Origin of the sequence: Hymenobacter negativus, assembly GCF_017571495.1 — a bacterium.
GTDB lineage: Bacteria > Bacteroidota > Bacteroidia > Cytophagales > Hymenobacteraceae > Hymenobacter > Hymenobacter negativus.
Window position 1 is genome coordinate 1 of sequence record NZ_JAGETZ010000006.1, and the last position, 12,958, is coordinate 12,958.

A 12,958-nucleotide genomic window follows, 5' to 3' on the forward strand; every position below is an offset into this window, starting at 1 on the left:
CCCGTTACCGAAATGCGGACGGCCGTGCTGGTGGGGCCGGTCGCGGCCGTGGTGAAGGTAAACCACACGTCACGCGGCGCGGTAATCGAACCGCAACCTGCGCCCTGGCCACCGGTGGCGTACACGCTGGTCGCCGTGGTGGTGGCCCCAAAAGTGGTAGTCGACAGCGGCGTGCACGTGTTGTTGATGGTCAGCACCGTGGCGCCGCAGGGGTTGTCGTTCACGATGAGCGTGGTGAAGGACTGCGGGCCGGCCGTGCCGGAGTTGGTGCCCGCGCCGCAGTTCGACGTCACGTAGAACTGGTAGGTGGTGCCAGGCGTCAGGCCCGAAACGGCGTAGGGCGGGCCCGTCAGGCCGGTCACCGTGGTGTAGACGTTGGTGGGCGACGAAGTCTGGGCGGGGTTGAAGCCCGTTGGACCGTAGAGCACGGTGTAGGTGCCCGTGCCACCTGCCAGCCACGAAAGCGAAGCAGTGGTAGTAGTGGTCGTAGCCGTGAGCGAGGCCGGCGTCAGGCAGCCCGTCGCCGATTCCAGAATGACGTTATCCAGGCCGATATCGGTTACGCCAAAGTCACCCTTGGCCCGGAAGCGGATAACCGCCGTAGCCGAGGTAGCACTGATGGGCAGCACCTGCGTTATAAAGCCGGCCGCGATGGTACCGCTGATGCCGTAGCCAGCCAAGCGGCTGAAGGTTGTGCCGCCGTCGGTCGAGAGCAGAACCACCAGCGAGTCGGTACCCGAGGTATTCACGTAGTCGAAGCTCAGTCGCTTGGCACCAGCCAGGCTCAGGTTCACAAACAAATCGAGCGAACCAATGCTGCCGCTGGGCGCATAGTATGTGTGGAAGCGAGCCGAGTGCGTGCCCTGGCTGGCCACCGGCGTGTAAAGCCCGAAGGTGGGCGAAGTCCAGGCGGCCGTGGTGCCGTCGTCGTCGCGGCGCCAGGAGTTGTCGCCCGTTACGGGTGTGTTGCGCCAGCTGGTCGTCGGTATATCGTGGGTGCCGCAGCCATCTACCCAAGCATTCTCAAAACTCTGGGTAACTGGCAGCGTGGCATACACGGGTGCCAGGCACAGTGTGGTGAACGTGAACGGCCCAGCCGTCTGGCTGGTCTGGCCACCGCCGCAGTTCTTCGTTACATAGAACTGATACGTCGTATTAGCGGTCAGGCCACTAATGTTCGTGCTGGTCGTCGTGGTGTTAACCGTGGTGCTGCCCGTGCCGCCCGGCGTGAAGTTGTTCAGGCCGTATTGCACGATGTAGCCCGTGGCCGTGCCATTGGTAGCACCGCTGAAGGTAAGTGTGGCCGTCGTCGTGGTTACGTTGGTAGCAAGCAGGGCAGTTGGCGGTGCGCAGGATGGCGCGGGACCCACCGTCAGCACAAAGTCCTTGGTTTCGCCGCTGCCGAAGTTTGAGCAGGCATCGCCGGCGCCGTTGGTGTTGCCCGTGCCGCGGCTCCGGATGCGCAGGCCAGTCAGGCCCTGTACAGCAGTGGCCGGCACCGTAATGGTCACCGTAGCCGGCGTGCCACTGGGCGACGTCGTGGCCACTTGGGTCCACTCGCTGGCCTCAAACGTGCCGTTCTGGTTCCAGTCGGCCCATACCGAGATAATGCTGCTGCCGCTCACCGTCACGCCCAGCGAGTAGTTTAGGCCCTGAAGCACGGTGCCCGTGGTGGTGCCGGCCACTGGGTAGCTGGTGTAGTAGCTGGTGCCTGCGCTGGTGGTCACCGTATTGCAGGTGAGGCCGGTGGCATTCAGGCCCGAGCCGCCCAAAGTAACCTGTGTAATATCGTTGCCGCCGCAGAAGCCACCCAGTGCCGTATTGCTGGGGTTGCAGTACACTGGCACGCTGTTGGTGCTGAAGCTTTGCACGCCGCAGCCCACGGCCGGGCCGTTGGCGTTGCGCGGTACTATCTGGTAGTAGTAAGTGGTGCCGGCAGCCAGCAGTGCTGGGGCCGTGTAGGTAGTGCCGGGCTGGTTGGTGCTCACCAGCGGCGGTGTGGTCGTCGTGCCGAAGTACACGTCGTAGCCGGTCACTACGCCGGTGCCAGCTTGCCAGGTCAGGCTGGTATTGCGAGCCTGGTTCACAGCGCCGGCAGCGGGTGTAATGTTGGTGGCGCAGCTAGGCACGCCGCTCAAGAGGTTGATGCGCACGTTGTCGAGGCCGATGTCACTGGTGAAAGTGCCCGTCACTTTTGTGCGGAAGCGAACTGCCGTCGTCGCTGCAGTCGCCGTCAGGCTCACGCTCTGGGGCTGCCAGCCCTGGGCCACGGTGCCGCTCACGCCGAGGCGAATGAGGGGCGCGCTAAACGTATTGCCACCATCCGTCGATACCTGCACCTGCAGCGAGTCGTTGCCGGCTGTGTTCAGGTAGTCAAATTGCAGCACTTTGTTGCCGCTGGCGCTCAGGTTCACATACAGGTCCAGCGTGCCCAGTGCGCCGGCCGGGGCGTAGTAGGAGTGGAAGCGGGCCGAGTGCGTGCCTTGGCTGCCCGCTGGGGTGTAAGCCCCTACGGTAGGCGAGGTCCAGGCGGCGCTGGCACCGTCATCTTCACGACGCCACGAGTTATTGCCCGTCACGGGCGTGTTGCGCCAGAAAGCCGAAGGCGAGTCCTGCGTATCACAGATGCCCACCCAGGTGCTTTCAAAGCTCTCCGAAACTGGCAGGGACGCGTAGGTAGGGGCCACGCAGGCCGTGCGGAACGTGAAAGGGCCAGCTACTTGGCTGGTCTGGCCGCCGCCGCAGTCCTTGGTTACATAAAACTGGTACGTCGTATTAGCGGTCAGGCCACTAATGTTCGTGCTGGTCGTCGTGGTGTTAACCGTGGTGCTGCCCGTGCCGCCCGGCGTGAAGTTGTTCGGGCCGTACTGCACGATGTAGTTGGTTGCCGTGCCGTTGGTAGTAGTAGCAAAGCCAAGCGTGGCTCCATTGGTCGTGATATTGGTGGCCGTGAGGCCAGCCGGCGGCGCGCAAGCCGGGGCCGCGCCAATGGTCACGGTGTAGTCTTCCGTTTCGCCCGAGCCAAAGCTGGCGCAGGCATCGGCTGCTCCGTTAGTATTCCCGCTCAGGCGCGAGCGCACCCGCATGCCGGTCAGGCCCAGCGTAGCCGTCACGGGTACCGTTACTCCTATCGTCGCCGGTGTACCGGCGGTTGAAGCCGTGGCTACCTGAGTCCACTCACTGGCGTCGAAGAGGCCGTCCTGGTTCCAGTCGAACCACACGGAGATGATGCCAGCTTCTGGCGTCGTCACGCTCACCTGATAGGTGAGGCCACGTAGCAGGGTCCCGGTCGTACTACCCGCCGTCGGAAACAGTGTATAGCCGCTCCCATTCACTGTATTACAAATAGTATTTGGGTTATTTAGCGTCGTGCTCGATATAGCTACGCCATTAATGTTGGCATTACCAGTGCCGCAATAGGCCCCTAGGTTGCTGGTGCAATAGGTGGTGGGCTGGGCCACAGCCGCTGTGCCGCAACACAGCAGCCATAGCAGCGCCAGCCAGCTGCTGCGCCTTCCAAAGCGCGCAGAGGTAAAAAAGTAGGAGTGCTTCATGTGATGAAAAAATGGATGAGAAAAGTGGGAATATGAAAATTAGAGAGTGCCGTAGCAATATTTTGTCCTTGAACTTTTGTTGCTTTGCGTGAAAAAATGTGCTGACTAGGCCTTTTATGTTGATTTCGCCTGTAACATACAAAGAAAATCAATGCTGTGAGTTTTGTTATAAATTAGTTCCATTTCATCCAAAAATCACCATTTTTGGCCCTGAATTTGCTCTGAATTAATCGTTAACATGCTTACAATTTTTACGCTCTAAATTTCTACCAGTATCTTGGTTCGCCGATTAGTCGGTGACCACCCGGTTAGTGATTTTTCACCCTTTTATTACCCCTTTTCACCTCTCATGAAGAAAATACTACATCTTTCCACCCTCTTGCTGTTAAGTTGGTGCCTGTCGCTGGCCGGTATGCAGCAAGCGTGGGCCTCGCACGCCCAGGCCGGGCAGCTGAGCTACAGCTATGTGAGCACTGCTGCCAATGGTGACCAGACCTATCTGGTGAAGGTTGAATTCTATCGGGACTGCTCGGGTATCGCGGCACCTACCTCGTTTCCGCTTACCGCTACTATGTCCTGCGGCTCCACCGCTCGTACTGCAACGCTGAACCAGGTTGGCCAGCCCATCATCGGCTCTCCCTACTGCGCCAGCTTTCAAGCCCAGGCTGCCTGTTCTCTCACGGGTTCCTCCCCGAGCACCGCACTAGCCAACTTTGTAGTTTATACCTATCAGAATACCATTGTGCTGCCACCAGCAGCCGAATGGATTCTGAGCGTAGAGGAAAGTGCCCGTCCTTCGGTAACCAACCTTTCGACGGGGGGCAACCTGCGCCTGGAGGCACGGCTCCACTCGCTTCTCACCCCCGTGGGTGGTGGCACGCCCATCGTTATTCACAACGACTCGCCCATTTTCTCCCTTACCAACCTGCCCGTACCGTTTGTGTACCTGAACCAGGAATCTACCATCTCGTTTGCTGCTGCTGACCCTGACCGTTTGAACGGTCCAAACAACTTGGCTGACAGACTGGTATACACTCTGGACCGCCCGCTGAACGGTTGCAATACGTACGAGACGTATGCTACTTATCCTACTTCTGGCTGTACTCCTACTATTGACCCCAAGTGTTCTACCCGTTTATTGTCCTGCGGCAATGCCGCTGGCGCTAATTACTCGCAAAACCTGCCCATCGCAGTAGCTAGTGACACTATCCGCAACGGGGTATGCGGCTCCGGTCTGACTACGGGTACTATTCAACCTCGCTTCAGATTCAACGCGTCGCAGGCCAGCTTCACCTTCACACCCAACCGCTACCTGAACACGCCTTCCAGCAGTGGTGACAACAAATACGTAGTAGTAGGCAAAGTAGACGAATACCGTACCATCAATGGTCAGGAATACCTCGTTGGTACGTCGCGTCGCGATTTCCTGGTTATCGTCATTAACGGTGCTGGCAACACAGTGCCTTCTAACCCCACCGGTACGGCTGGTCCGCCCCGTAGCGGCGTAGTGTTGAACATCACCCGCGACACCACCGACCTGGAAATTAAAACCTGCAATTACTCGCGCGTTCGTTTCAACTTCACCGACCCCGATAATACTGGGCCGAACCCGCCCACGCCTCGTCAGAACCTGACGGTGTTCTATCCTAGCAATATCAGCACTGACCTGCTACAGGGTGGTGACATCGGGTCATTTGTTCTCTCAAACAACGGCACTCCTAACCCTTCGGCTACCTTCTACTTCCAGCCCATTTCGTCGCTGGCCGGTACAACTATCCTGATTCCGTTGCGTATTGAAGACGACGGTTGTCCTGCAAAAGGCATTCAGTATCGGACTATCCGCGTTCGGATAGTAAACTATAAAGGTGCTACTGCTGTAGCCAACATCAGTGCTCCTGGCTTGGGCAACAGTGCGCCCAACCCTGCAATCTGTGCTGGTGGCTCGCTGCAAATCAACGGTGCGGTCGACCGTCCTGATTCGGTTCGGGTCGCTACCACTGGCGCCGTAATTCTACAAACCTATTCTTACCAGTGGGTACCCCTGAACACGAACGTACCTGGCCGCACACTAGCTGACGCTGGCCTGCCTACTGTAACCAATACACAGAATATCACGGTTCGTCCCACCGTCACGACGCGCTATCGCCTGTTCATTTCGCCTATCCAAGGCTTCGGCATTGGCTTGTGCGGCGACACCACTTCGGTGCTGGTACGCGTAGTGCCCCCGCCCACAGTGAGCATCGTAGCCAGCAATACCACGGTATGCTCGGGCTCGCCTGTCACGCTGACGGCTACTGCTCGTCGCGCTACCGACGCTCTGACCGACGTGTACACCTACCGTTGGACGGCTCCGGGTGGCTTCACTGCTACCGGTGCAAGCATCACCGTAAACCCGACTGCTGCTACTACCTATACGGTAGTTGCCACTGGTGCTCCGGCTTATGGTTGCTCTGCCACAGCTACTTCTGCAATAGCTGTAGCTCCAGCTGCTGTCGCTAACTTCACTAAGACTGCCGAAATTTCGTCGCGTCCCGGCAGCCTCAGCCTGATTCCTCCGGTAACCTTCTCGTTTCAGTACAACGGTTCATTGAACCCAGTAACTCCTGGTTTCCAGGTTGACACGGTCCGTTGGACTTATCAACTCGTTCGCAACGTGAGCGGTGCTGCTGTTACGGCTCCTCAAGTACGTTTCTCAAATAGCCGCACCACGGCTACCACTCCTCCGTTGCAGCCTGGTTTCTATGCTATTCGCCTGTTCGTAAGCACACGTGCGGCTGGCACTAACTGCCCCGAAGGCGTATTATTACAAGAGGTTTTCGTTCCAGACGTAGTCACTCCGAACATTATCACGCCAAACGGCGACAACTACAACGATTTCTTCGTTGTAAACTCGACGCAACGTGGTGGCAAACTGGAAATTTACAACCGTTGGGGTACCAAGGTTGAAGAGTTCAGCAATTACCAGAACACTTGGAAAGCTGATGGTCAAGGTCCTGGCGTATATTACTACTACATCACCGATAAGGGTGGTGCCAAAACCAAAGGCTGGATTGAAGTAGTGAAGTAATCTTCGCTGCATTCAGTAAAAAAGGAGCTCCGCGAATTTTGCGGGGCTCTTTTTTTGTGGGTTTTTACAGGTAGTTGCCAAAGCTTCTCAGGCAGTGATTAAAACCAATAGGACACTTGTACATGCCTATTTGACTTAGGTTGCGAAGCAGCGTTGTAAAAGCATAGAGAGCATACAGAGCATAAAGTAGCCATGCTAGGCGTAGCCCCTGCTTCACCGGCTGCCAAGGCCAACTACTTACGGCAACCGATGACGCTCGTTTTTAACCGCGTTTTGCAGGTTCCATTCTACCTCGTGCTGGAAAGCGTGCAGGCGCACCGGGCACTCGGCCATCAGACATAGCGAGCACGCGGCAAAGGTGCAGGGGTCGGCGTGTACGAACATCTCGACTTCGACGGCAAAGCGTGCACGAATGAGCTCTTCTATGTCAAACAATTGGGAATGAACCTCCTCCAGGGTGAAGTAGTAGGGCATCTGCATATGGCAGTCGATGTGCAGATTGGCACCGTAGCGCTGCACGCGTAGGTTATGGACGTCAATCCAAGGGGCCCGGCGCTGAGCCTGGAGTTCGGCAATTACTTCGGTCACCACAGCTGTGTCCGTTTCGTCCATCAGGCCCGACACCGAGCGGCGCACCATGCGCCAGCCATTCACCAGAATAAAGCCGCCCAGCAGCAGGGCTGCGCCACTGTCGAAGCGCACCACGCCCGTAGCCGCTACCAGCACCAGTGCTGCTGACGACACAATTGAGGTAAGCGCATCGATGTATAGGTGCTGGCCATCGCCTACCAGGGCCACTGAGTTCAGGCGCTTGCCAGTGCGTACCAGCAGCAGGCCCACACCCAGGTTGACCACAGCAGTGCTGGCCAAGAGGAGCACTCCCCAATCGGGCCGGCCCACCGGATGCGGGTGAATGAAGCTTTTGGTTGCGCTGTACAGAATGAAGGCCCCGGCCATGAAAATCAGCCCGCCTTCGAAGCCCAGCGACAGGTTCTCCACCTTGCCGTGGCCGTAGGGGTGGTTTTCGTCTTTCGGCAGGCCGGCCAGGTAGAGGCTATAGAGCGCAAAGCCACTGGTTGCCACGTTGATAATGCTTTCCAGGGCATCGGTGAGTACAGCTTGCGAGCGGGTGAGGCGGTAAGCGTAAAACTTAATGGCTACCAGCGCGATACTAACCACAAGGGAAAGCAAGCCGAGCCGGTATTTGGTTTGAGACGACGTCATGCAAGGGAATTTTCGGCTCAAAGGTCGGGCTTTTGGGGCGAGCGGCTGGAAATATGCTGGATGTGGGGTATCAGTTTTTAAGTAGCAGGGCGCAACCTTTTCAGGAATATCAAGTATTTAAACCAGTCAAAAATAATTTTTAGGTTAGCCTAAAAATTAAGTATATTTGTTAAAATCATCTGCTTATCGTGCCTCCCAGTACTGCTACCGAGTCGAAAATACCTGTTCCCGAAACCGGCTGGCGCCACGCCCGGCGCGGTAATTCGCTAAGCGAGGTGTACGCCAGCATCAAGGTGCCGGCAGCTGATGCGTCCTTTTGGCGCAAACTGATGGCGTTTTGGGGGCCCGGCCTGTTGGTAGCGGTGGGCTACATGGACCCGGGCAACTGGGCTACCGACCTGGCCGGTGGCGCCCGCTACGGCTACACGCTGCTGTCGGTGGTGCTGATTTCCAACTTGTTTGCCATGCTGCTACAGCACTTGGCCGCTAAGCTGGGCATCGTGACCGGCCGTGACCTGGCGCAGGCCTGCCGCGACCATTATTCGCGACCGGTGAGCCTAGTACTGTGGGGCTTGTGCGAAATAGCGATTGCCGCCTGCGATTTGGCCGAGGTCATTGGCTCTGCCATTGCGCTAAACTTACTTTTCGGGCTACCGCTAGCCTGGGGTGTGGTGCTGACCACACTGGATGTGCTAGTGGTGCTGTTCTTCCAAAGCAAGGGCTTTCGGGTTATCGAAAGCTTGGTGGCGGGGCTGATTATCCTGATTTTCGGCTGCTTTCTCTACGAAATTCTGGTGTCACACCCCAACTGGCTATTGCTCAGCAAAGGCTTGGTGCCGCAGCCCGAAATCGTGACGAATCCGCAGATGCTGTATGTGGCCATCGGCATTCTGGGCGCTACCGTGATGCCGCATAACCTGTACCTGCACTCCAGCATCGTGCAGACCCGTGACTTTCCGAAGGATGAGCCCGGCAAACGCTCGGCCATCAAGTTCGCAACTATTGATTCCACCTTGGCGCTGTTTCTGGCGTTTTTCGTGAATGCGGCCATCCTGGTAACAGCGGCCGCAGCGTTCCATGGCAAAGGCCATGAGAACGTGGCCGACATTGCCGATGCCTATAAGTTGCTGACACCGGTGTTGGGGGCGGGCGCGGCCAGTGTACTATTTGCCGTGGCGCTGCTGGCGTCGGGCCAGAATTCGACCTTGACCGGCACGCTGGCCGGCCAGATTGTGATGGAGGGCTTCCTCGATTTGAAGATGAAGCCCTGGGTGCGCCGGCTTATCACGCGGCTTATTGCCGTAGTCCCGGCCCTGATTGTGGCGGTGCTCTACGGCGAGAAAGGTACCGGGCAGCTGCTGGTGCTCAGTCAGGTAATCTTGTCGTTGCAGCTCAGCTTTGCGGTGGTGCCCTTGGTGCTGTTCACGGGCAGTAAGGCCAAGATGGGCGTATTTGTGAATCGACCCTGGGTGCAGGTGGTGGCCTGGGCGGTGTCCGGCATTATCATCGTGCTGAACGTGTTTTTGCTTTGGCAAACCTTCGCGGGATAGCGAAGTCCTAAAATCAGGGGGTACCTAAAGCCATTTATTGCGTGGTGAGGCCTTCTTATGCCCTTTTACATCGAATAAGATAACTATGAAAATAATAGCGTTACTCTTTTTGTTGCTGCCACAGCTGCTTATTGCACAGGTAGTAACCATTAGCGGGTCGGTGCGCGATACCCGGCAACAAGCCGTGCCTTTCGCCAGCGTGGCTGTGCCGGGTACGGCCCTTGGCGTCACGGCTGATGCTGACGGTCATTTCAGCCTGCCCGGAGTTCCGGCCAATGCCGTTTTGCGCCTGCAAGCCAGCGCTGTGGGTTTTGCGCCGGTTGTGAAAAATGTGGAGCCCGTAGCTGGTCTAAGGGTTGATTTCACCCTGATGGCTGCCACTGCGGCCCTCACCGAAGTAGTAGTGACGGGCGTGGGCCGGGCCACCGAAATCCGGCGCAGCCCCGTACCCATTGCGGCCCTGAGCAAGCGCGAGATGCAGCTCAACGCCAACACCAACGCCATTGATGCGGCCGTGCGCGGCGTGCCGGGCCTGAGTGCCGTCACCACTGGCCCCAATATCAGCAAGCCATTCATCCGCGGACTGGGCTACAACCGGGTGCTGACCATGTACAACGGCCTGCGGCAGGAAGGCCAGCAGTGGGGCGACGAGCACGGCCTCGAAGTAGATAACTATGATATTGATAGAGTGGAAGTAGTAAAAGGTCCTGCCAGCCTGCTCTACGGCTCTGATGCTGTGGCTGGAGTGGTAAACCTGCTGCCCGCCCTGCCCAGCGGCCCGGACGGCCAGCTGCGCGGCGAAGCGCTGGCTGAATATCAGAGCGTGAACGGCTTATTTGGCAATTCACTGGGCCTGAACTACCAGAAAAATGGCTTTCAGACCAGCTTGCGGGCCAGCTACCGCTTGGCCCATGACTACCGGAACGCCGTGGATGGCCTCGTATACAACACCGGTTTTCGGGAGCTGACCGTGACGGGCATGGTGGGCGTGCAGAAAAACTGGGGCAGTGCGCACTTCTACCTCACAGCCTACGACGACCACCAGGGAATTCCCGACGGCAGCCGCGACTCGCTCAGCCGCCGCTTCACCCGACAGGTAGGAGAGGGGCCGGCCGACGACATTAAAAACCGGCCGCTGGTAACGGATAGGGAGCTGCAGTCCTATCAAATCAGCAGCCTGCGCCAACACATTCAGCACTACCGGTTATTCAACCGCAGTACCTTCCATTTGGGCGAGGGCGAGCTTCGCCTGCTGCTGGGTGTGCAGCAAAACCACCGCCAGGAGTTCAACCACCCCACCGCGCCAAGTCAGCCGGGGCTCGACCTGCGCCTGACCACTTACAGCTACGATGCCCGCTACCTGCTGCCGGCCTGGCACGGCCTGGAAATCACGGTGGGCGGCAACGGCATGACGCAAGTTAACCGCCACCAAGATGCCACCGACTTCCCCATTCCGGCCTACACGCTGGCGGATTTGGGCGGATTTGGGGTGGTGAAGAAAGCCTTTGGTGCGCTGGAAATAACTGGCGGCCTGCGCTACGATACGCGAGTGGTGCGCTGGGCTGATTTCTACGTGGCTCCGAATCCGGCCACCGGTTTTTCTGGAGCTGCCGGGGCAGGCACAGTGGGAAGTGAGCTGCCGTTCCCTTCTTTCCGCAACACATACCAGGGTGTATCGGCCAGCCTGGGCGGGAGCTATGCGCTGGGGCCGCGCCTCACGTTGCGGGCCAACGTGGCGCGGGGCTACCGCGCCCCTAATATTCCGGAAATCGGCTCCAATGGCCTCGACCCCGGCGCCCACATTGTGTACCTGGGCAACCGGGACTTCCAGCCCGAATTCAGCCTGCAGGAAGATGTAGGCGTGCTGTGGCAGTCGCCCAACTGGGAGGCTAGCGCCGAAATCTTCCATAACTACGTCCAGAACTTCATCTATCAGGCCCGCCTATTCGATGCCGTCGGCCAGCCAGTGGAGCTTGTGCCCGGCAATGCCACCTACCAATACCAGCAAGCGGCAGCCCGGCTCTATGGGTTGGAAATCAGCGTGAATATCCACCCTGCCGCCTTGCCCTGGTTGAGCTGGCGCAGCGGTGCGGCCCTGGTGCGCGGCCTCAACGAAAACGCGCAGCTGCTGGAACGCCTCGGCGCCGCGGCGCGCTACCTGCCGCTCATTCCGCCGCCGCAGGCCCGCACCGAACTGCGCCTGACTGCCCCTGTTCACGCCAGCCGCCTCGCCGATACCTACTTCCGCATCGGTCTTGATGGCGTGGCTCGCCAAAACCAGTTTTACGCTGTGGACGGAGCTGAAACCGCCACCGCTGGCTACGTACTGCTGAGCCTGGGCGCGGGTACTACCTTCCGCACCCGCGCTGGTCGTGACGCGGTGCAGGTATTCCTGCAGGCCGACAATGTGTTGAACACTAGCTACCAGGCCCACCTCAACCGCCTGAAGTATTTCGAGTACTACACAGCTTCGTCCAACGGACGGAGTGGCATCTACAACCCTGGGCGCAACGTGGGCGTGAAAGTGGTCGTGCCGTTTTAGAAGCTTTGTTCCGGTTAGGCTACCGTTGGCCCTGAGTCTGGAAAACATAAGTCATCAATAATGCCCTTGCTCTCGTAGAGGGCCCATGAAACTCCTTTTTTTACTCATTTTCCTGTTGCCAGTGGCGAGTTATGCGCAGGGGCCACAGAAAACCTCGCCCTACGATTCGGCTCATTTCAGCTGGCGCAAGCCGGTGCCGCGCAACCGTCTGCGCGAGCTGCAGCCCGACCGGCCCGGCATCACCGAAAGCCCATTTACCGTAGATGCCGGCCATGCGCAGGTGGAGATGGATGCTTTTCGCCTAAGCAATAGCGGCTCGGGCAACGACGACCAGGACCGCGAGATGCACCTGGCTTACACCATGCTCAAGCTGGGCCTGAGCCGCCGCACCGATGTGCAGATTGAGGTGCCGCTCTACAGCATTGCCAAGCAGCGGCACACCGACGTGAGTGAGTGGCAGGAGCGCAATTCCGGCTTCGGCGACGTGACCCTGCGGGTGAAGCACAACTTCGTGGGCGACGACCAGGACGGCTCGCTGGCGGCCTCCGTTATCGGCTACGTGCGGCTGCCCACCGGCGGGCAAGTGGGCGATGGTGGCATGGAATACGGCGTGGTGCTGCCCATCGATATTGAATTGAGCGAGCAAATAAACCTGGAAGCCCAGCTCGAAACCGACCTCAACTACGACCGGGAACAGGCCCAGCGCTTTGTACGCCTGATGCCTTCGGCCGCGCTCGAGTGGGACTTTGCCAAAAAGGTAGGCATTGTCCTCGAAGGCGTGACGCAGTGGAACACCGAGCAGCGCCGTTGGCAGGCGTCCACCAACATTGCGCCCATCTTCAAACTCACCGACAACCTACAACTCGACCTCGGTACCCACTTGGCCCTGAACCGCCTCAGCGACCACGAGTATTTCGTGGGCTTCACGTTCCGTCGCTAGCCTGTAGCCTGGACTCTGCGAGTCCGCGCGTGACGCGAAGGCATGCTGAATTCGTTTGGGCCCTTCTATAAGCGGACTCGC

General features: G+C 58.6%; 6 protein-coding genes. 4 read left to right on the plus strand and 2 right to left on the minus strand.

Annotated features, from left to right (window positions below; all coding sequences use genetic code 11):
• Window positions 1-3,554 (minus strand): GEVED domain-containing protein (locus tag J4E00_RS14075; protein WP_208175819.1); only part of this gene is annotated, 3,554 nt, incomplete at its 3' end.
• 349 nt (window positions 3,555-3,903) lie between these two features.
• Here J4E00_RS14075 and J4E00_RS14080 point away from each other — a divergent pair.
• Window positions 3,904-6,621: a gliding motility-associated C-terminal domain-containing protein gene (locus J4E00_RS14080; RefSeq protein WP_208175820.1), complete on the plus strand. Its 2,718-nt coding sequence runs from the start codon at window positions 3,904-3,906 to the stop codon at window positions 6,619-6,621.
• A gap of 237 nt (window positions 6,622-6,858) precedes the next feature.
• Here J4E00_RS14080 and J4E00_RS14085 read toward each other — a convergent pair whose 3' ends face one another.
• The gene (locus tag J4E00_RS14085) at window positions 6,859-7,845 is read right to left on the minus strand and encodes a cation diffusion facilitator family transporter (RefSeq protein WP_208175821.1); all 987 of its coding nucleotides are present in this window, start codon (window positions 7,843-7,845) and stop codon (window positions 6,859-6,861) included.
• Between the two features lie 218 nt (window positions 7,846-8,063).
• On the opposite strand from J4E00_RS14085, the gene J4E00_RS14090 reads away from it, so the two are divergent.
• From J4E00_RS14090 to J4E00_RS14100, 3 genes are all read left to right on the plus strand, one after another.
• Entirely contained in the window at window positions 8,064-9,395 is a 1,332-nt protein-coding gene (locus tag J4E00_RS14090; protein WP_208176046.1) for an Nramp family divalent metal transporter, read from the plus strand.
• Window positions 9,396-9,480: 85 nt separating this feature from the next.
• Window positions 9,481-11,937, plus strand: coding sequence for a TonB-dependent receptor (locus tag J4E00_RS14095; RefSeq protein WP_208175822.1), 2,457 nt, complete (start codon window positions 9,481-9,483; stop codon window positions 11,935-11,937).
• A gap of 85 nt (window positions 11,938-12,022) precedes the next feature.
• Window positions 12,023-12,877, plus strand: a complete 855-nt coding sequence (locus J4E00_RS14100) for a transporter (protein WP_208175823.1) — start codon at window positions 12,023-12,025, stop codon at window positions 12,875-12,877.
• The last annotated feature ends 81 nt before the right edge of the window (window positions 12,878-12,958 follow it).